22 protein-coding genes are annotated in these 19,702 nt (G+C 69.2%); 12 read left to right on the top strand and 10 right to left on the bottom strand.

The window, feature by feature from the left end; genetic code table 11:
- Nucleotides 1–3: 3 nt before the first annotated feature.
- The 4 genes from OG205_RS45795 to OG205_RS45780 form a co-directional block, all read right to left on the bottom strand.
- Complete coding sequence (locus OG205_RS45795; protein WP_330273980.1) at nucleotides 4–327, bottom strand: hypothetical protein; 324 nt, start codon at nucleotides 325–327, stop codon at nucleotides 4–6.
- A 127-nt stretch (nucleotides 328–454) separates the two neighbouring features.
- On the bottom strand, nucleotides 455–1,786 hold the full coding sequence (gene tnpB / locus OG205_RS45790; RefSeq protein WP_330273979.1) for an IS607 family element RNA-guided endonuclease TnpB: 1,332 nt from the start codon (nucleotides 1,784–1,786) through the stop codon (nucleotides 455–457).
- 28 nt (nucleotides 1,787–1,814) lie between these two features.
- Nucleotides 1,815–2,012: a hypothetical protein gene (locus tag OG205_RS45785; RefSeq protein ID WP_442916704.1), complete on the bottom strand. Its 198-nt coding sequence runs from the start codon at nucleotides 2,010–2,012 to the stop codon at nucleotides 1,815–1,817.
- Nucleotides 2,013–2,078: 66 nt separating this feature from the next.
- Nucleotides 2,079–3,518, bottom strand: a complete 1,440-nt coding sequence (locus OG205_RS45780; RefSeq protein WP_330273978.1) for a PucR family transcriptional regulator — start codon at nucleotides 3,516–3,518, stop codon at nucleotides 2,079–2,081.
- A gap of 127 nt (nucleotides 3,519–3,645) precedes the next feature.
- Here OG205_RS45780 and uraH point away from each other — a divergent pair, with 127 nt between their 5' ends.
- The 9 genes from uraH (at nucleotide 3,646) to OG205_RS45735 (ending at nucleotide 12,163) form a co-directional block, all read left to right on the top strand.
- Nucleotides 3,646–3,960, top strand: a complete 315-nt coding sequence (uraH, locus tag OG205_RS45775; protein WP_330273977.1) for a hydroxyisourate hydrolase — start codon at nucleotides 3,646–3,648, stop codon at nucleotides 3,958–3,960.
- 2 nt (nucleotides 3,961–3,962) lie between these two features.
- On the top strand, nucleotides 3,963–4,823 hold the full coding sequence (locus tag OG205_RS45770; RefSeq protein ID WP_330273976.1) for an FAD binding domain-containing protein: 861 nt from the start codon (nucleotides 3,963–3,965) through the stop codon (nucleotides 4,821–4,823).
- Complete coding sequence (locus tag OG205_RS45765) at nucleotides 4,814–5,275, top strand: (2Fe-2S)-binding protein (RefSeq protein WP_093601091.1); 462 nt, start codon at nucleotides 4,814–4,816, stop codon at nucleotides 5,273–5,275. Before OG205_RS45770 ends, OG205_RS45765 begins: the two co-directional genes overlap by 10 nt.
- Nucleotides 5,272–6,624 (top strand): 8-oxoguanine deaminase, encoded by a 1,353-nt coding sequence (locus OG205_RS45760; RefSeq protein WP_330273975.1) that lies wholly within the window; start codon nucleotides 5,272–5,274, stop codon nucleotides 6,622–6,624. The genes OG205_RS45765 and OG205_RS45760 overlap by 4 nt, the downstream gene beginning before the upstream one ends.
- A complete protein-coding gene (locus OG205_RS45755; protein ID WP_330273974.1) occupies nucleotides 6,621–8,807 on the top strand; it encodes a molybdopterin cofactor-binding domain-containing protein in 2,187 nt (728 codons plus the stop codon). Before OG205_RS45760 ends, OG205_RS45755 begins: the two co-directional genes overlap by 4 nt.
- 17 nt (nucleotides 8,808–8,824) lie before the next feature.
- On the top strand, nucleotides 8,825–9,304 hold the full coding sequence (locus tag OG205_RS45750) for a nucleoside deaminase (RefSeq protein WP_442916870.1): 480 nt from the start codon (nucleotides 8,825–8,827) through the stop codon (nucleotides 9,302–9,304).
- A gap of 94 nt (nucleotides 9,305–9,398) precedes the next feature.
- Nucleotides 9,399–10,805 carry an NCS2 family permease gene (locus tag OG205_RS45745; protein WP_330273973.1) on the top strand — a complete coding sequence of 469 codons (1,407 nt, stop codon included), beginning with the start codon at nucleotides 9,399–9,401 and terminating at the stop codon, nucleotides 10,803–10,805.
- 61 nt (nucleotides 10,806–10,866) lie between these two features.
- Nucleotides 10,867–11,949 carry an XdhC family protein gene (locus tag OG205_RS45740; RefSeq protein ID WP_330273972.1) on the top strand — a complete coding sequence of 361 codons (1,083 nt, stop codon included), beginning with the start codon at nucleotides 10,867–10,869 and terminating at the stop codon, nucleotides 11,947–11,949.
- Complete coding sequence (locus tag OG205_RS45735; protein ID WP_442916869.1) at nucleotides 11,834–12,163, top strand: allophanate hydrolase-related protein; 330 nt, start codon at nucleotides 11,834–11,836, stop codon at nucleotides 12,161–12,163. The genes OG205_RS45740 and OG205_RS45735 overlap by 116 nt, the downstream gene beginning before the upstream one ends.
- A gap of 364 nt (nucleotides 12,164–12,527) precedes the next feature.
- On the opposite strand, the gene OG205_RS45730 is transcribed toward OG205_RS45735, so the two are convergent.
- The 5 genes from OG205_RS45730 to OG205_RS45710 form a co-directional block, all read right to left on the bottom strand.
- A complete protein-coding gene (locus OG205_RS45730) occupies nucleotides 12,528–13,154 on the bottom strand; it encodes a response regulator transcription factor (RefSeq protein WP_330273970.1) in 627 nt (208 codons plus the stop codon).
- Nucleotides 13,151–14,305, bottom strand: a complete 1,155-nt coding sequence (locus OG205_RS45725) for a sensor histidine kinase (RefSeq protein WP_330273969.1) — start codon at nucleotides 14,303–14,305, stop codon at nucleotides 13,151–13,153. The genes OG205_RS45730 and OG205_RS45725 overlap by 4 nt, the downstream gene beginning before the upstream one ends.
- A 9-nt stretch (nucleotides 14,306–14,314) precedes the next feature.
- Nucleotides 14,315–15,040 carry an ABC transporter permease gene (locus OG205_RS45720; RefSeq protein ID WP_330273968.1) on the bottom strand — a complete coding sequence of 242 codons (726 nt, stop codon included), beginning with the start codon at nucleotides 15,038–15,040 and terminating at the stop codon, nucleotides 14,315–14,317.
- Entirely contained in the window at nucleotides 15,024–15,917 is an 894-nt protein-coding gene (locus OG205_RS45715; protein ID WP_330273967.1) for an ABC transporter ATP-binding protein, read from the bottom strand. Before OG205_RS45715 ends, OG205_RS45720 begins: the two co-directional genes overlap by 17 nt.
- A gap of 78 nt (nucleotides 15,918–15,995) precedes the next feature.
- A complete protein-coding gene (locus OG205_RS45710; protein ID WP_330273966.1) occupies nucleotides 15,996–16,904 on the bottom strand; it encodes a LysR family transcriptional regulator in 909 nt (302 codons plus the stop codon).
- Between the two features lie 71 nt (nucleotides 16,905–16,975).
- Here OG205_RS45710 and OG205_RS45705 point away from each other — a divergent pair, with 71 nt between their 5' ends.
- Complete coding sequence (locus OG205_RS45705) at nucleotides 16,976–17,884, top strand: SDR family NAD(P)-dependent oxidoreductase (protein ID WP_330273965.1); 909 nt, start codon at nucleotides 16,976–16,978, stop codon at nucleotides 17,882–17,884.
- 3 nt (nucleotides 17,885–17,887) lie between these two features.
- Nucleotides 17,888–18,712, top strand: coding sequence for an SDR family NAD(P)-dependent oxidoreductase (locus OG205_RS45700; protein WP_330273964.1), 825 nt, complete (start codon nucleotides 17,888–17,890; stop codon nucleotides 18,710–18,712).
- Here OG205_RS45700 and OG205_RS45695 read toward each other — a convergent pair.
- On the bottom strand, nucleotides 18,705–19,295 hold the full coding sequence (locus OG205_RS45695; protein ID WP_319979071.1) for a TetR/AcrR family transcriptional regulator: 591 nt from the start codon (nucleotides 19,293–19,295) through the stop codon (nucleotides 18,705–18,707). The two genes, OG205_RS45700 and OG205_RS45695, sit on opposite strands and share 8 nt — an antisense overlap.
- 80 nt (nucleotides 19,296–19,375) lie before the next feature.
- On the opposite strand from OG205_RS45695, the gene OG205_RS45690 reads away from it, so the two are divergent.
- A complete protein-coding gene (locus OG205_RS45690; protein WP_330273963.1) occupies nucleotides 19,376–19,702 on the top strand; it encodes an antibiotic biosynthesis monooxygenase family protein in 327 nt (108 codons plus the stop codon).

Below are 19,702 nucleotides of genomic sequence, written 5' to 3'. Positions count from 1 at the left end.
ACATCAGACGGCCATAGAGTGATCGCACGTGAGCGCGGCCCCAGTCTTCGACGTCGAAGAACGAACCTGCCGCCCGTTGACGATGATCTTGCACGTGAGCTCGCCGTGCACGCCCTCCAACCGGATGACGACCCTCCCCTTGCGCTTGCCCATGCGCTCGAACGGCAGGTCGGGGTTGCGCAGAGTCCGTTCCTCCTCACCGGGAAACGTGTAGGTGAGCCGGTCGGTCGTGCCGGTCCCCTCGACCACCACGCGGATGTTGGGCGCTGCCGCGCAGCCGGCGCTTCCGGCCAGCAGCAGGCCCACGAGTAAGGCAGCGGTCTTCATGCCCCGAACGGTAGGAAGCCGGGAGGTGCTCCGGCATCAGCCTGAAGGCTCAAGAAGCATCAGCCATCAGAGTGACAACCGTTACCTGATAGGCCGATGGACGAACATCCATCGGCCAAGGCAGCCGTCATCTTGCGATGGCGGCGTTGGCCCGCACCGGTCGGCGCGGGCCTTCCCGTGGCGATACCCCTGCCCACATGTGCGTGGGTCTGACGTGGGTTTCCATCGGGCTCGTTTCTGTCACCCGCCAACTGCGGGAAGACACCAACGCCGCGAGGTTGCGGGCGGCGTTGAGATCGCGATCGAGCGCAAGTCCGCACTCGTCGCACTGATAGCGGCGTTCGGAGAGGCGCAGTTTGGCTTTCACCGCGCCGCAACCCGAACAGGTCTTGCTGCTGGCGTACCAACGATCGGCGATGTGGACGTGCACACCGGCCCAGGCGGCCTTGTACTCGATCTGCCGCCTCAGCGTGGCCATGCCCACGCCTGCGATGTGACGAGCCAGCTTTCGGTTGCGAACCATGCCGGCGACGTGGAGATCTTCCAGAACGACCACACCGAAGGTGCGGACGAGTCTGGTCGAAAGCTTGTGCAATCCGTCCAGGCGCGCGTTGGCGACTCGCGCGTGCAGCTTGGCCGCCCGCGCCCGAGTCTTACCCCAGCGCTGCGACGGTTCTCCCGCGCGAGGCCCCCTGCGTCGAGCCAACTGGCGTTGCAACCTACGCAGCTCGCGTTGTGCGACCTCGAGGTGACGCGGGTTCGGCACGACTTCGCCGGTGGACAGCACCGCGAGCGACTTCACCCCGAGATCAACGCCCACCGTCGAATCGGGCTGGGCGGGGGCCGCGTCGTGGCGGGTGATCTCCACGGAGAACGACACGAACCAGCGCCCTGCCCTGAGCGTCACGGTGGCAGAACGGATACGAGCTGCGCCCCGCTCCACGTGGCGAGCGAGTTTGCGCGTCGATTCGTGTGTGCGGATCGTGCCGAGGATCGGCAACCGGACGTGCCTGCGGTCGCGCTTCGCCAGCCAGCTACCGCCCGTGGTGAACCGGCAGGACCGAGTTGCCTTCTTGCCTTTGAACCCGGGAAACCGCATCCGGGGGCCGCGCCGTTTTCCTGTCGCGGAAGCGTGCCAGTTCGCCAGCGCCGTCGCCAGGTTCGCGAAACCTGACGAGTACGCCTCCTTGGAGTTCTCGCTCCACCAAGGCGCCACGGCACGCTTGCACTGGTTCCAGTCTTTGCGCAGGGCGTAGGCAGACCAGTTCAACGACGGCGTCAGTTCGGCATCGCTGAGACCGTAGGTGCGCTCGGCGCTGCGCTGCGAGAGGTTCGCTTTAACCTTTGCGAGACCCCAGTTGTAGGCATAACGCTGCCCGCCGCAGTGCGATCGCAGTGCGATCTCCTGTTCGGCGTTCGGGTCCAAGGCGAACCGGTACGCCTGCAGCACCACACCCACTCACACAGTGAAACACACATGTTCGAGCTCAAACGGACAACCCGTGGTGTCTGAGGCATTGCTCGACCCGCAACCGCTCGATCTCGCGGTCCATTCCTTCTGGCAACAAAAACAACCGGTGCTCGACGCCCAGCGCGGTGCAGGCCTGGACGAGCAGCGCGTCATAGGCCTGACGGGCGCCGATCTTCTTGATCGCGGACGCCCCGGGCTCGAAGGAGGCCCGCATCCGGCGCACACGACGAAGGTCGGCCGCGATTCGTTCTATCGGCCGATGTTCGGGCACCAGCCCAAGCTACCCCGACTGCAGTGCCAGGAAGAGGTCCACGCGCGCCTCGAACTCCGCCAGGTCGGCGCCGAGCAGGTCCTCCACACGCCCCACCCGATACCGCAACGTGTTCACGTGAACGTGCAACTTCCCCGCCGCCGCGGTCCACGAACCAGAACAGTCGAGGAACACCTTCAACGTGCCCACGAGATCCGACCCGTGCTCGGCGTCGTAGTCCAGCACCGGGCCCAGGAGCCGACGTCGCAACGACGCTCGCAACTCCTCCGGCACGCCCGCGAGCAGCAGTTGGTGCAGTGCGATCTCCTCGCCCGCCACCACACACGTACGGCCGCCACGGCGTTCTCCCAGCCGACGCGCGTGCGTGGCTTCCTCTGCTGCGCCGCGCAGACCGCGAGAGGTGACCGGTGAGCTGATGCCGACGAGCACGCGGGACGAGCCGAGGCCCGGTTCCATCACGCGCATCGCCTCGCGAACGTCGTCGGGCAGCGAGTCGCCGGCCTTCGCCACCGCGTAGACCGTGTCGCCGACCGGTGTCACGAGGGCCTGGGGCAGTGCTTCCTCCAGCACCGCCGCCGCGAGTTCCGTTCGCTGGTCGGAGGTGACCGCGCTGATCACCCGCAGCTGGGCGCTCTCCAGACCGGCGGCCGCCAGCCGTGACTCCAGGTCCGCCGATCCGCTCAGCACCGCGGACACCAGGGGCGCGGCCGTGCGGTTCTCGATCTGGCGGCCCTGGGCCTCGCGCAGCCTCTCCAGCCCCACCAGCGACGCGAGTTCGGCGGCGGCCTCGGGTTGTACCGAACCGCCCACGACGAGGATCCAGCTGGTGAGCCGGTTGCCGCCGCGTTCGGAGACGGGGACCAGGGTGACGCCCCTGACCGTCTTCGGGAGGCGGTCGGCCTGCAGGAACTCCTTCACCAGCGCGACCCGCTCGCGCAGTTCGCCGCCCGCGACGACGCGGCCGGTCGTGGACAGGACCCAGCAGGAGGCGCCGAGTTCGTGGCTGCCCGCCAGCAGCAGCGCGGGCAGGCCGGAGCCTTCCGCGACGACGTTCAGCAGGCGGCGGTGGCGGGAGAGGCCGACGAGTTCCATCGAGACGCGTTCGGTGATGGTCGCGAACGAGAGGTCGACCGGCACCTCCAGCAGCGGCACGTGGTGGCGGAGGCAGGCGTCGACGAGGTCGTCGGGCAGGGCGCGGTTCTCGGTCTCGGAGGCGGCCAGGCCGGCGACGCGGGCCGAGGCGAGGGAGCGGACGAACGTCTCGGAGTCCTGCGGGCCGTGATGCCAGAGCAGGCCGGACAGCACGAGTTCCCCGCCGGACAGGTACCGGCTGGGGTCGGGCAGCTCCGTTCCGTACACGCGGGTGACGGTGCGGTCGAGCTGGTCTTCACCGGTGTGCAGGCTCAGGCGCAGTTCCGGCATCTGCAGCAACGTCCGCAGGAGCAACATGAGAGGTCACTTTCGTCCATTCGTGTTTGTAGGAAAGCACAAATTCGTTACGTGTAGGAACCTCCTGATTCATGTGTCTCGCCGTAGAGGTGTGTACCTCTAGGTCTGTGTACTGGCTCACAACCAGATGGGAGGGCGAGTGACGATCTCCACGCATGTGCTGGACGCGGGGCGAGGCAGGCCGTTCGCGGGAATCGCCGTGTCGCTGCAGCGCCGCGACGGGACCGAGGTGGCCAACGCCGAGACGAACACCGATGGCCGGATCACCGGATGGGGTGACGGCTTGGAGGCCGGGGTCTACCGGCTGGTGTTCGACACCGCGCAGGCGGCGCCGTTCTTCCCCGAGGTCGTGCTCACCTTCGACTACTCCGATCCGGCGCAGCACTACCACGTGCCGTTGCTGCTGTCGCCGTTCGCCTACTCCACCTACCGAGGTAGCTGACGATGGACTTCCTTCGACCGGAAACGCTTGCGGAGGCGTTGGAGCTCAAGGCGGAACGCCCTGACGCCGTGCCGATCGCCGGTGGCACGGACGTCATGGTGGAGCTGAACTTCGACCACCGCAGGCCCTCCGCTCTCCTGGATCTGACCCGGATTCCCGAGCTGCGGCAGTGGTCCGACGGGCTGCGGGTCGGCGCCGGCGTGCCGTACGTGCGGATCATCGACGAACTGGGCGCGCAATTGCCGGGCCTCGCCATGGCCGCACGAACGGTCGGGTCGCCGCAGATCCGCAACCGCGGCACGGTCGGCGGCAATCTCGGCGCGGCCTCCCCCGCCGGGGACACGCACCCGGTGCTGCTGGCGTCCGACGCGGTCATCGAGGTGGCCTCCGTGCGCGGCACGCGGATGATTCCGGCCGCCGAGTTCTACCTGGGGGTCAAGCGGAACGCGCTGGAGCAGGACGAACTGATCGTGGCGGTCCACCTGACGCCTGCCAAGGGGCCACAACAGTTCTCGAAGGTCGGCACGCGCAACGCCATGGTGATCGCGGTGTGCTCGTTCGGGATCTCGTTGTTCCCCGAGGAGAACCGGGTGGGCGCGGCGGTCGGGTCCGCCGCCCCGACACCGCGCCGGGCCGGTGAGGCCGAGCAGTTCCTGGCCTCGGCGCTGGACTTCCGCAACCCCAAGCCGTTGCTGGACTCGGTGAAGCGCGAGTTCGGAGAGTTGGTGTCCCAAGCCGCGTCGCCGATCGACGACGTGCGCGGGTCGGCGGCCTATCGCAAGCACGCTTTGGCAGTGATGGCTCGCAGGACGCTCGGCTGGGCCTGGCAGGAACTTCTTGATGGGGAGCGAGCATGCGCGTGAACGTGACGGTCAACGGCGAGCAGCGCCAGGCCGACGACGTGTGGGAAGGCGAGTCGCTGCTGTTCATGCTGCGCGAGCGGCTCGGACTGCCCGGCTCGAAGAACGCCTGCGAGCAGGGCGAATGCGGTTCGTGCACGGTGTACCTGGACAAGGTGCCGGTGTGTGCGTGCCTGGTCGCGGCCGGGCAGGCGCAGGACCGCGAGGTCACGACGGTCGAGGGGCTCGCGGACGGGGATGTGCTGGACCCGGTGCAGGAGGCGTTCGTCGAGGCGGGCGCGGTGCAGTGCGGGTTCTGCACGCCGGGTCTCGTGGTGCAGGCGCACGACCTGCTGGACCGGGTGCCGAACCCGTCGGATCCGGAGATCCGCGAGGCGCTGGCCGGAAACCTGTGCCGCTGCACGGGGTACGAGAAGATCCTGGACGCCGTGCGATTGGCGGCGTCGCGCCGATGATCGTCCTCGACCGCTGCGCGGTGTCCACTGTGGACGAGGCCGGGACCGAGCACCTGTCCGGGCACGTCGTGATCGACGGCGGACGCGTCGAGTCCGTCGGTTCGGGTGCGGCGCCTCGGCCCTCCGAGTCGCACACCTACGTCGACGCGTCGTCGTGCCTGGTGACGCCGGGGCTGATCAACACGCACCACCACCTCTACCAGTGGGCGACGCGCGGGCTCGCGACCGACGCCACGCTGTTCGAGTGGCTGACCACGCTGTACCCGGTGTGGCGCGGGCTGGACGACACCGTGACGCACGCGGCGGCATCCGCCGGTCTGGCCCGGCTGGCGTTGACTGGCTGCACGCTCGCCGCCGACCACCACTACGTCTTCCCGTCCGGTGGCGGCGACGTCTTCGACGCGCTGGTGTCGGCGGGGCGGCGGATCGGGATCCGCCTGGAGGCGATCCGCGGCTCGATGGACCGCGGCCAGTCGCACGGCGGGTTGCCGCCGGACAACCTGGTCGAGGAGACCGAGGCCGCGCTGATCGCGACCGAGCAGGCGATCGGTGACTACCACTCCACGGCCGACGACGCTCTCGTTCGCGTGGCCGTGGGTCCGTGCTCGCCGTTCTCGGTGTCGCGCGAACTCATGACCGGCGCCGCGGCTCTGGCTCGCCGCCACGACGTCCGGCTGCACACGCACCTCGCCGAGACCCTGGACGAGGAAGAGCAGTGCCTGGCGGAGAACGGCTGCACGCCGACCGAGTACGCCGAGCAGCTCGGCTGGCTGGGTCCGGACGTGTGGCTCGCGCACACCGTGCATCTGAACGCCGACGCGGTGAAGCGGCTGGGAGCGACCCGGACCGGTTCCGCGCACTGCCCGACGTCCAACGGGCGGCTGGGCACCGGGATCGCGCCGGTGCGCGACCTGCTGGACGCCGGCGCGCCGGTCGGCCTCGGCGTCGACGGCGCCGCGTCCAACGAGGACGGTGGGCTGGTCGTCGAGCTGCGGTCGGCGCTCTACCAGGCACGGCAGCGGGGCGGTCCGGGCGCGATGGACGCCCGCAAGGCGTTGTGGATGGGCACGATGGGCGGCGCGCAGGTGCTGGGCCGTGCGGACGCGCTGGGCTCGATCGAGCCGGGCAAGGTCGCGGACCTCGCCGTGTGGGACCTGTCCGGAATGAACTACGCGGGCATCGCGGACCCGGTGGCGGCACTGGTGCTCGGCACTCCCCCGCCGTTGAAACTGTTGATCGTCGGCGGTGAGGTCGTGGTGCGGGACGGTGTCCTGCTCACGGCGTCGACCGACGAGCTGGCGCGTGACCTGTCCGCGGCCGGCGCCAAGCTCCAGGAGGCAGCGCGATGACCCTCACTCCGGCCGAACTCACCTCCGCGGTCTCGGGTGGCATCGGGACGTCGCCGCAGCGCCCGGACGGCAACCTGAAGGTGCGCGGCGAGTTCGCCTACGCGTCCGACCTGTGGCACGAGGACATGATCTGGGGCGCGACGCTGCGTTCGCCGCACCCGTATGCCCGCATCACGTCGGTCGACCTGACCGAGGCGTTGAAGGTGCCTGGCGTGTACGCGGTGCTGACGCACTCGGACGTACCCGGTCGCAACCTGTACGGGTTGGAGCACAAGGACCAGCCGGTGCTGGCCGTGGACGTCGTGCGCTATCAGGGCGAGCCGATCGCGCTGGTCGGCGCCGACCACCCGGAGACCGCGCTGCGGGCGATGAAGAAGATCGTCGTGACCTACGACGTGCTGGAACCCGTGGTGGACATGGAGACCGCGGCCGAGGACACCCCGTTGCACCCCGGCGGGAACCTGGTGCGGCACGTGCCGATCCGGCGCGGCTCGCAGGACGTCGAGGCCGAGGTCGTGGTGACCGGGCGGTACGAGGTCGGGATGCAGGACCAGGCGTTCCTGGGGCCGGAGTCCGGGCTCGCGGTGCCGGCGACGGACGGTTCGGTCGACCTGTACATCGCGACGCAGTGGCTGCACGTCGACCGCGACCAGATCGCGGCCGCGCTGGGCCTGCCGCAGGAGCAGGTGCGGCTGACGCTGTCCGGTGTCGGCGGGGCGTTCGGTGGCCGCGAGGACCTGTCGATGCAGGTGCACGCGTGCCTGCTGGCTCTGTACACCGGCAAGCCCGTGAAGATGGTCTACAACCGCGAAGAGTCGTTCTACGGGCACGTGCACCGGCACCCGGCCGTGCTGTACTACGAGCACGGCGCCGACCACACCGGCAAGCTCGTCTACGTCCGCACTCGCATGTACCTGGACGGTGGCGCGTACGCCTCCTCCACTCCCGCTGTCGTTGCCAACGCGGCCACGCTGGGCGTCGGGCCGTACGAGGTCGACAACGTCACGATCGACGCCTACGGCCTCTACACGAACAACCCGCCGTGCGGCGCGATGCGCGGATTCGGTGCCGTGCAGGCAGGTTTCGCCTACGAGTCCCAAATGGACAAGCTGGCGGAGGCGCTGGGCATGTCCCCGGTCGACGTCCGGATCCGGAACGCGATGACCGAGGGTTCCGTGATGCCGACCGGTCAGGTCGTCGACTCGGCCGCGCCCGTCGCGCAACTGCTGAAGCTCGTGCAGGACAGGCCTCTGCCCACCGGAACCTCGTCGGACATCCGCGAACTGCCCGGTGGCGTCTCGAACACCACGCACGGCGAAGGTGTCATTCGCGGCGTCGGTTACGCGGTCGGCATCAAGAACGTCTGCTTCTCCGAGGGCTACGACGACTACTCGACCGCGCGCGTCCGGGTGTCGATGGTCAACGGCACGCTGGCCGCCGCCGTGCACACCGCCGCCTGCGAGGTCGGCCAGGGCCTGGTGACGATCATGCAGCAGATCGTGCGGACCGAGCTCGGCATCGAGCTCGTCACCGTGCTGCCGATGGACACCACCATCGGCAACGGCGGCTCGACCTCGGCCTCGCGCCAGACGTACGTCACCGGCGGCGCGGTGAAGGCCGCCTGTGCTCTGGTCCGGTCGCGTTTGGACGGTCGTACGGACATCGGCGACGAGGTGATCGACGAGACCACCGAGTGGCGTCACCGCGCGACCGAGCCTCTCGATCCTGTTACCGGACAAGGCAACGCGCACGTCCAGTACGGTTTCGCCGCCCACCGCGCCGTGGTCGACGTGGACGTCGATCTCGGCCTGGTGCGCGTCGTCTCGCTGGACTGCGCGCAGGACGTCGGCAAGGCGCTGAACCCGCAGGCCGTGGTCGGCCAGATCCAGGGCGGTTCCGCCCAGGGCCTCGGCCTCGCGGTGATGGAGGAGATCCAGACCTCCGGCGGCAAGGTGCGCAACCCGTCCTTCACCGACTACCTCATCCCCACCGTGCTCGACATGCCGCCGATGAGCATCGACGTGCTCGAGCTCGCCGATCCCCACGCCCCCTACGGGATTCGTGGCGTCGGCGAACCGCCCACCATCTCGTCGACCCCGGCGATCGTGGCGGCGATCCGCGCGGCGACCGGCCTGGCGCTCACCCGCGTCCCGGTCCGCCCGGAACACCTCACCGGTACATGACACTGCGTTTGATCATTTTGGGAGAGTTTCCTGCTGTGAACGCACATCTGCTCGCCACCATCGACCTGGCCACCCGCAACGTGGCCTCCGGCGGGGGCCCGTTCGGCGCGATGATCGTCCGCGACGGCGAGGTGATCGCCACCGGCGTGAACCAGGTGACGCCGAACCTCGACCCGACCGCCCACGCCGAGGTGGTCGCGATCCGCGCGGCCTGCCAGGCGCTCGGCGACTTCCGTTTGACCGGCTGCACGCTGATCTCCTCGTGCGAGCCGTGCCCCTTGTGCTTGTCCGCCGCGCTGTGGGCGCGCGTGGACAAGGTCGTGTACGCCGCCGACCGCGATGACGCTGCGGCGGCGGGTTTCGACGACCGGGAGTTCTACGAACTCTTCAGCAAGTCCCGCAGTGAGTGGGACCTGCCGGTGCACCAGATCTCCACAGGCGAGGACAACGCCCCGTTCACCGCGTGGACGTCTCTCGCAACTCGGATCGATTACTAGGGCCACAAGCCTGCCTAGCTGACCGGAGCTCGCAACGCACAATCGCGTTCCGGCGTTGGAACGCGCCCACCGGCATGGGAAAGGCCGTCCATCAATGACCCAGTTACGGAGCCGACCGACGACTTCGTCGCTCGACCACTTCTTCCGCATCACCGAACGCGGCAGCACGTTCGGACGTGAAGTGCGCGGCGGTATCACGACGTTCGTCGCGATGTCGTACATCGTGCTGCTGAACCCGTTGATCCTCGGCGCGTCCGCGGACATCACCGGCGCCAAGCTCACCATCGCCGAGATCACCACCGCGACCGCGCTGGCGGCCGGTGTGATGACCGTCCTCATGGGACTCGTCGGCAACGCGCCGCTGGCGATAGCCGCCGGTCTCGGCGTGAACGGTGTGGTCGCCTTCCAGATGGCGCCGACGATGACCTGGGCGCAGGCCTTCGGTCTGGTGGTGCTCGAAGGCATCTGCATCGTGATCATGGCCGCCTCCGGTGTCCGCGAGCGGATCATCAACGCGATCCCGGAGCCGTTGAAGATCGCGATCACCGTGGGCATCGGGCTCTACATCGCTTTGGTGGGACTGGTCTCCGCCGGTTTCGTGACCCGCACGCCGGACGCCGCGCACTCGACGGTGCCGGTGCGGATGGGCGTCGACGGCCACCTGAGCGGCTGGCCGATCGCGATCTTCTGCCTGGGTCTGCTGATGATGATCGTGCTGCTGGCGCGCGGTGTGCCCGGTGCCGTGCTGATCAGCATCGTGGTGGCCACGGTCGTCGCCATCGTCGTGAATGCCGTGTTCCACGTGCAGGGCTGGGGACTCGTGTCGCCCACGCTGCCGGACGCGGTGGTCAGCTCGCCGGACTTCGGGTTGTTCGGGCGGGTGGACCTGTTCGGCGGCTTCGTGTCCGCGGGTGTGATCGCGGCGACGATCTTCCTGTTCACGCTGGTGCTGTCCGGCTTCTTCGACGCCATGGGCACGATCACCTCGGTCTCCGACGAGGCGGGTCTCACCAAGGACGGCAAGGTCGAGGGCATGGGCAAGATCCTGATGGTCGACGGCGCCGGCGCGATCGCCGGTGGCGTCACGGGGTCCGCCCCGAACACCGTGTTCCTGGAGTCGGCCGCGGGCGTTGGCGAAGGCGCCCGAACCGGCCTGGCCTCGGTGGTGACCGGCGGACTGTTCCTGGTGGCACTGCTCTTCACGCCGCTGGCGACGGTCGTGCCCGCCCAGGCGGCGGCTCCGGCACTGGTGGTGATCGGCGGCCTGATGATGACCCAGATCCGCCGAATCCCTTGGCAGGAAACGGACTACACGATCCCGGTCTTCCTGACCATCGCCATCATCCCGTTCACCTACTCCATCACCAACGGCATCGGCGCGGGCCTCGTGTCCTACGTCGTGCTGCGCGTCTGCAAGGGCCGCTGGCCCGGCTGGCTGATGACCGGCCTGGCGCTGATGTTCGCCGTGTACTTCGGCGTGGATCTGATCACCGGCAAGTGACGTTCCCAGGCTCGGCCGGGCGGCCACCCGGCCGAGCCCTTCTCCTGACCTGGAGGGCTCGATGCGTGATCTGGCGCCGACTTTGCTGTCGTGGGACCGGTTCGCGGTCGCCTCGGTGGTGGCCGTGCGCGGCAGTGCGCCCCGCCCGGTCGGCGCCGCGATGGCTGTCGGCCCCTCTGGCGAGGTGATAGGCAGCGTGTCCGGCGGCTGCGTGGAGGCCGAGGTCCACGACCTGGCGTGCCAGGTGCTGGAGACCTCCGAACCGGCTTTCGCCACGTTCGGCTACTCCGACGACACGGCGTTCGCGGTCGGCCTCACCTGCGGCGGATCTCTGGACGTGCTGGTGCAGCGCGACAACCCTTCGTTGCGCGCCGCACTTCAGGCCTCGGTCGACGGGCACCCCGTGTCGGTGCGGTTCGAGGCCGAGGGGCGGACGTTCACCGAATCGTGGATGCCGCCACCGCGTCTGCTGGTGTTCGGCGCCATCGACCACGCCGCCGCCGTGGCTGAGATAGGGCGTTTCCTCGGCTATCACGTGACGGTGTGCGACGCACGACCCGTGTTCGCCACCCCCGCCCGTTTCCCCGCGGCGCACTCAGTCGTCGTCGACTGGCCGCACCGCTACCTAGCGTCCACCCACACCGACGACTCCACCGCCGTCGTGGTGCTGACCCACGACCCGAAGTTCGACATCCCGGTGCTCGTGGAGGCGCTGGCCAGGCCGCTGGCGTTCGTCGGCGCGCTGGGTTCCCGCCGCACGCACACCGAGCGCCTCGAACGACTACGCGAAGCGGGAGTCGGCGAGGCGTCGCTGGCGCGGCTCCGTTCCCCCGTCGGCCTCGACCTCGGCGGCCGCAGCCCGGCGGAGACCGCGGTGTCGATCGCGGCCGAACTCGTCGCCGTGCGGCACGGCGGCACCGGGCTCCCGTTGACGGCGCTGTCCACCCCCATCCACCGAACCCTGGAGAGTCATGGCACTGATCTTCCTCAACGGCGGCGGCATGCGGGGCGGCCCTCTGCACTCGCAACTGCAGGGCACGCCGATGGTGTGCCAGGCGCGCAGTGCGGCCAAGTACCGCTACTTCTCGGTGCGGGGGAAGTTCCCCGCGATGCACGAGTCGGGCTCGGCCTCGGTGGTAGGTGAGCTCTACGACCTGCCGCTGAAGATCCTGCGCGACCACCTCGTCCCGGCCGAACCCGCCGAACTGGAGATCGGCGTCATCGAACTGGAGGACGGCAGCGCGGCCCTCGCGACCGTCCTGCGCGACGCCATGGTCGATCCGCTACTCCGAACAGGTGACATCCGGGACATCTCGTATCTCGGCGACTGGCGGGAGTTCTTGCACAGCGAGGGGTGAGGGAATGGCATCGGGGGGTGCCATTGGCAAGGGGGAGTTGCCGCACGCGGCGGGACCAACCGAAGTGGTCCCGCCGCGGGGGAATCTCCGCTCCTCAGCCTCCGTTGAGCGCCGCGCTCACCTTCGCGAGTCGCTCCGGGTCGAACGAGAACTCGTTGTGCGGGCAGCGGTAGCTGTAGGCGCCGTCGCAGATCCAGACGCCGTCCCGCTCGCGCCAGTTCTCCGGCCGCCTCCCAGTCCGCTCCGAAGGCCAGTTCCTGCGCCTCTTCGTCCTGCAGCAACGAACTCAGGTGGCACGGCCAGAAAAGCGGCCGCTCCAGGTACTCGTCGGCCTCCGTCAGCGGATCGGCCTCATAGCCGGGGATCAACGCCCGCTCCCCTTAAGCAGTCCGCGTTCGTACGCCACCGCCACCGCCGCCGCCCGGTCCGAAACCCCGAGCTTCGCGTAGACGTGCAGCAGGTGGGTCTTCACCGTCGCCTCGCTGATGAACAGCGCCGCCGCCACCGCCCGGTTCGTGGATCCCTTGGCCACCAACGCCAGCACGTCGATCTCCCGGGTGGACAGCGGTTCCAGCGCGGGCTCCCGCACCTGCCCGAGCAGCCTCGTCGCCACCGCCGGGGACAGCACGGCATCGCCCGCGTGCGCGGCACGGATCGCGCGTTGCAGTTCGTCGCGCGGGGTGTCCTTCAGCAGGTAGCCGGTGGCGCCCGCCTTGATGGCCGGCAGGACGTCGCGGTCCGTGTCGTAGGTGGTGAGCACCAGGACGCGGCACGGGTGGGTGCGCAGGCGTTCGATCGCGGACAGGCCGTCGGAGCCCGGCATGCGCAGGTCCATCAGGACCACGTCCGGCGACATCGCCGTCACCACGGCGACCGCCTCGTCGCCCGAGGCCGCCTCGCCCACCACCTCGAAGTCCGGTGCGGCGGACAGCATTCCGCGCAGCCCGTCGCGGACGACCGGGTGGTCGTCCACGATGACCAGGCGGATCACGCCGGCACCCGCGCCGAGATCGCCGTTCCCGCGCCCGGTTCGGACTCCACGAACAGCGCGCCGGACAGGCGGTGCACGCGGTGGCGCATCGCGGGCAGGCCGAAGCCGTCCGAGGGGCCGGCGAGGTCGAAGCCCACGCCGTCGTCGCGCACGTCCAAGGTCACCACGTCCTCCATGTACGACAGGGTCAGGCCCACGCGGGACGCCGAGGCGTGCTTCGCCACGTTCGCCAGGGCTTCCTGGGCGGTGCGCAGCAAGGCGACCTCCACCTCCGGGTGCATTTCGCGCACGGCTCCGGTCAGCGTCACCGAGACCGGTACGCCGTTGTGCTTCGACCAGCCCGACGCCACGTCGTCCAGCGCCTCGTGCAGAGCCGCCGAGTCCAGGGCGGGTGGTTGCAGGGCGTGCACCGAGCGACGGGCCTCGGCCAGGTTCGAGCGCGCGAGCTCAGCGGCCACCGCCACGCGGCGTTCCCAGTCGGACTCGGTCGCCGCGGACAGCTGCGTGATGATGCCCGCCAGGCCCTGGGCCAGGGTGTCGTGGATCTCGCCGGCCATGCGGTGGCGTTCGTCCTGCACGCCCGCCTCGTGCGCCTGCACCAGCAACTGGGCGTGGAGGCCCTCGTTCTCCTCCAGGAGTTCCTTGCGCAGCCGGGACTGTTCGGTCGTCACGTGGCCGACGTACGTGAAGGTGCACGCCAGCACCACGAAGACGAGCAGCAGCAACCAGAAGGCGGCCTCTTCACCCGCCGGCGGATAGCCACCGAACAACGACAACGCCGCCAGGACCGCTGTCAGCGCCACCACGACGAACATCCAGCGACCGCGCAGAACCTCGCTCGCGTAGACGTACACCGCGTACGACACCGCACCGAACCAGTGCTCCTGCATGCCCAGCACCGCGTAGAACACGACCATGCCACCGATGAACACGGCCATGAGCCCTGGACGGTTGCGCCACCCAGGATGCAGCGTGAACCACCACGCCATCCACACGAAGCACGACGCCACGACGCCGTAGGTGAACCAGCGCTCCTGCACCGTCTGCATGGTGAAGATCGCGTACAGAATCGTCGTGACGGTCAGCACGAAGTACGGGATCACCCTGGCGATCCCGGCGAGCCTGCGCTCCCACGTGTCCAACGCGGCCATGTCCACGAGCTACTCCCAGCGGAAAGTTCTGGCCGCGACCGTACCTGCCACGAGGCTCACCAGCCCCATGATCGCGAGATGCCTCCAGTCCGGCGCGGTACCCAGCCACGCCTGCTGCAACGCCTCCACACCGGGAGGCGTGTACGACCCGATCGCCTGGATCACCGAGGGCAGCATGAACCGCGGCAGGTACACGCCGCCGAAGAACATCAGCAGCATGAACACCACCGTCGCCCAGCCACCGGCAGCCCGCGCGTTCGGGGCCAGTGCGGCGATCACCAGGCCCAGCGCGAACGTGCCCGCGCCTCCCAGCACCACGGCACACGCCAGGCCGAGTGGATGGTGAGGCAGGTCGACGCCGAAAACGACGTACCCCACCACCATAAGGAGCAGCACCGACAAGATCACCGCGACGAAGTTGACCACCATCTGGCCGGCCAGCAGCCGCGCCGGGTGCATGGGCGTGGTGGACAGCCGGCGCAGCACACCCTTCTCGCGATACGTGGCCACGACCGCGGGCAACCGTTGCAGGCCGATGAACACCAACGTGAACACGACGAGCGCCGACATGTAGCTGTCGATGAACCGCTGGCCGCCGAAGTTCGCGTCCGGTGTGCGCAACGCCGGAATCGCGCCCAGCACCAGCAACAACAGGCTGGGGAACAGGATCGCGAACAACGAGTTCAGCCGATCGCGCACGAACAGCCGCGCCTCGATCTCAATGATCTTCAACATGACGACCCCCGGTGAGTTCGACGTAGGCGTCGTCCAGTGAGACCTGGTCGACGCGGAGCTGGCGCGCCACGATCTGCCGTCGCGCCAGCAGGGAGGTCACCGCGTGCAGCAGGTCCTCCGAGCCGCTGACCACGAGCTGTTCCCCCACCGTCGTCACCCCGGTGACCTCCGGCAGCGCCTCCAGCAACGACACGTCCAAGGCGGCGGACGGCACGAACCGCACGCGAGTGGCACCGTCCACACGCGACACCAGTGCGGAGGGGGTGTCCAGCGCGACGATCCGCCCGTCGCGGAACACCGCGACCCGGTCGCAGAGCCGTTCGGCCTCCTCCATGAAGTGCGTGACCAGCAGGATCGTCACGCCGGCCGCCCGCACCTCCTCGATCACCGACCACGTGTCCCGCCGCGCCTGCGGATCGAGCCCCGTCGTCAGCTCGTCGAGGATCGCCACCCGAGGCGAGCCGATCAACGCCAGCGCGATCGACAGCCGCTGCTTCAGCCCGCCCGACAGCCGCCCGAACTCGACCCCGAGGTACGACGTCAGCCCCAGCCGCTCGGACCAGTCGGCGGGTGCCGGGTAGAACGACGAGAACAGCTCCAGCGCCTCGCTGACCCGCATCCGTTCCGGCAGCTCCGAGTCCTGCAGTTGCACCCCGATCGACGCGCGGACGTCCGCGGGTCGCTGCCCCAGCACCGCCACGTTCCCCCGGTCCGGCGTGCGCAGCCCGGCCACGCACTCGACCGTCGTCGTCTTGCCCGCCCCGTTCGGGCCCAGCACGCCGAAGATCTCCCCCTCGGCGACCTCGAACGACACCGAGTCCACCGCCACGCGGGGCCCGTACCTCTTCCCGAGGTCGCTCACTTCGATGATTGCCATGCCACCAGCGTCGGAGAACGGCGCCCAAAGATCATCGAACGACGAGCGCGACCTGGATCAACCGATCGGTTGATGCCGTCAGTCAGTCTCGAGAACGGCGGCGCGCAGAGCAGCGGCCAGGCGTGCCACCGGTTCGGGCAACGGTCCGGGCAGCCGTGCGAGCAGGACCCGGCGCTGTTCGGCGGGCCCGCCCCGCACCGGCAGGATCCGCACCCCGGCGGGGACGACCTCGCTCAGCGACGTGGGAATCGTCGTGATGCCGAGCCCCGCCGCGACCAGTTGCAGCTTGGCCAGCCAGTCCCGCGCTGTGTGCGCGACGACCGGCCGTTCGTCGAGCCCTGGCCACACCCCCATCACCCACGGATCGCCGGGCCCGGCGATCCAGCGCTGGCCTCGCAGGTCTTCGACGTCGATGAAGTCGTTGCGTGCCAACGGGTGCATGGACGGAACGGCCACGCGCAGGCTGCGTTCGACGAGGGTGTCGACCTCCAGCGCGGGAATCTCGTCGTCCGGAGCGCGGAACGGCGGCGCCGACGAGATCAAGGCGATGTCCACTGTGCCCGCACGCAGCGCGCGCACCAACGCCGGTGTGCTCCCCTCGCGCGTGACGACCGTGATCGACGGATGCGTGCGCCCCAACGCCGTCAGTGCCTGAGGGAGCAGCCACGCCCCGGCCGTCGCGAACCAGCCGAGCCTGACGGTGCTCATGTCCTCAGGCAGTCCCGCTAGCTCTCGCGCACCCGCATCGACCTGATCGACCACCACGGCCGCGCGCCGCAACACGAGCCGTCCAGCCGCGGTGAGCCGCACGCCATCATGGCGGCGCTCCAGCAACGGGACACCGGCCGACCGTTCCAAAGCGGCGATCTGCCGGGACACGGCGGACTGCGTGTACCCCAGAGCCGCGGCCGCCGCGGTCAGCGAGCCACGCTCGGCAACCTCGCGGAACACCCGCAGCGCCACCAGTGAGGCATCAGCCAGAGACATGACGTTTACGCATACCCCTCTTGACAGAATCTCGCTACCCGCATAACTGAATCGAGCCTAGCGTCGAAGACGTGATCACAACAGGATTCGGGTTCAGCAGCACCGCCGCCGAGGTCGCCGAAGGCGTCGACCTGACAGGAAAGCGCGTGATCGTGACCGGCGCGTCCTCCGGCATCGGCGTCGAGACCGCGCGGGCGCTGGCCGGCAGGGGTGCCGAGGTCACCCTCGCCGTCCGCAACACCGACGCGGGTGAGAAGACCGCTCAGGACATCGGCGGCGACGTCCGCGTCGCGAAGCTGGACCTGACCGACCTCGCCTCCGTCGACGCGTTCGTCCGCGACTGGAACGGGCCGCTGCACGTCCTGGTCGCCAACGCCGGCGTGATGGCCGTCCCCGAGCAGTACACCGACCAGGGCTGGGAGTGGCAGTTCGCCACCAACCACCTGGGCCACTTCGCGCTGGCCACCGGCCTGCACCCGGCGCTCAAGGCCGCCGGTGACGCGCGCATCGTCGTCGTCAGCTCCACCGGCCACATGCTCTCGCCGGTCGTCTTCGACGACGTCAACTACGCGTTCCGCACCTACGACGCGTGGACCGCCTACGGCCAGAGCAAAACCGCCAACGTCCTGTTCGCGGTCGAGGCGACCCGGCGCTGGGCCGGGGACGGCATCACCGCGAACGCCCTCATGCCCGGCGCCATCTTCACGAACCTGTCGGCCCACCTCGGCATCAAGGAGAGCGACGTCGACCTCAGCACGATCAAGACGCCGCAGCAGGGCGCGGCGACTTCGGTCCTGCTGGCCACGTCACCGCTGCTGAAGCGCATCGGCGGCCGCTACTTCGACGACTGCAACGAGTCACCGACCGTCGACGGCCGCGACGAGGCCCCGCCACTGCACGGTGTCGCCCGCTACGCCGTCGACCCGGACAACGCCGCCCGGCTGTGGACGTACTCCGAGACCCTCCTCGCGAAGGCCTGAGACATGACGACCGCACTGATCACCGGCGCCACCCAGGGCCTCGGCCTGGCGCTGGCCGAGGGGCTCGCCCGCCGCCTGGAGCCCACCGACACCGTCTACCTCACCGGCAGGAACATCGGGAAGATCACCTCCGCCGTCCAGTCCCTGCCGGGCGGTGGCGCGGAGGTCCGCGGCGAACTGCTGGACGTCGCGGACCCCGGTTCCGCCGCGAAGCTCGCCGCCCAGATCCACGACAGGCACGGCGGAATCGACGTCGTCTTCGGCAACGCCGTCATGCGCGTAGGCCCCGGCGACGACCCGCGCGAGATCATCGACAGCTACACCGAGGTCAACAACTTCGGCACCACCAGGCTCCTGAAAGCGTTCGCGCCGCTGCTCAACGACAACGGCAGGCTGATCGTGGTCGCCAGCTCACTCGGCACCCTGCACCACCTCGCACCGGTGCTGCACAAGCACTTCACGAAACCGTCCTCTTTGGACGAGCTGGACGCGCAGGTCGCCCGCTGGCGCGACGCGGTGAGGGACGGCCGCACGAAAGCAGGCGTCTGGCCGGGGTTCGTGAACATCCCGTCGAAGATCGGCCAGGTCGCCGCCGTGCGCGTTCTCGCGCACGAACGCCGCGAAACCGACCTCGGCCGAGGGGTTCTGATCGCCGCGGTGTGCCCGGGAATGATCAACACGCCGACGTCCGCGCTGTGGTGGGACGTCAGCACCGCGCCCACGCCGGCCGAGGCCGCGAAAGCGTTGCTGGATCTCGTTCTCAGCCCGCTCAAGCCGGAGCACTACGGCGAACTCGTCCGCCACGGCGAGGTCGTGCCGTTCAGCTGATGGGCTTGTCCAGCCCGTGCACCACCTGGTCGAGCAGCGTCCGGATGACGGCCTCGTTGTGCTCGTTGCGGCCCGGCGTGATCATCCGTGACGTCGCCTCGACCATCGCGTGCACGAGCATCGCCCGCAGCGCCGCGCGCTCCACCCCGGCCGTCCTGAAGACACCGACCAGCGGCGCCAGCAACCGTTCGTGCTCGGCCCTGATCTGCTCCCGCGACGAGTCCGGCAACGTGTGCGCGGACAGGGCCACCACCGCCCCGTGGCTGCCGTCGGTGATGATCGCGAGCTCGGTGCGCAGGTACGCCTCGATCTTCTCCGGCACGGACGAGGCGTTGTTGACCGCGTCCTCCAGCTTGTCCGCCCACTCCGGCAGCGCGTCCGTCACGATCGCGGCGACCAGTTCCTCACGCGAGCGGAAGTACTCGTAGAGGCTCGGCCGCGACAGCCCGACGCGTCTGGCGAGCGACGCGAGCGTCAGCGCCTCCGCTCCCTCGGTCGCCACGATGTCCCGCCCGGCGTCCAGCAGGGCGCGCAACCGGTTGGCGCGATGCTCCGCGACGGTGTCTGCGCTGATCCTCGGCACATCGGGATCGTATCGCGCTTGATTTCCCGACGGGGAGTTGGAATAGTTCCCGACAGAGCGTCGGGATCAGGGAGGCCAGCATGTTCATCGCGACCAACCGGATGTTCGTGAACCCGGACATGTCCGAGGAGTTCGAGCGGTACTTCCGCGGCAACATGCGCACCCACCTGCCCGGAGTCCCCGGTCTGCTGCGCAGCACGCTGCTCAAGCCGACGCAGGACGATCAGCCGTACGTCTCGGTCAACGAGTTCGAGTCGGAGGACGCCTTCCGCGCGTGGGTCGACTCCGCGGCGTTCCGCGAGGCGCACAATGGCCACCGCACGATCGCACGCCTGGTCACGGGCAACGAGCCGGAGCGGTTCACGCACGCCGAGGACATGGTTCTGCCGCGCCAGCGCACCGAGTAG

This window comes from Lentzea sp. NBC_00516 (genome assembly GCF_036346835.1).
GTDB classification, from domain to species: Bacteria; Actinomycetota; Actinomycetes; order Mycobacteriales; family Pseudonocardiaceae; genus Lentzea; species Lentzea sokolovensis.
This window is presented reverse-complemented; position numbering and strand designations above follow the sequence as displayed.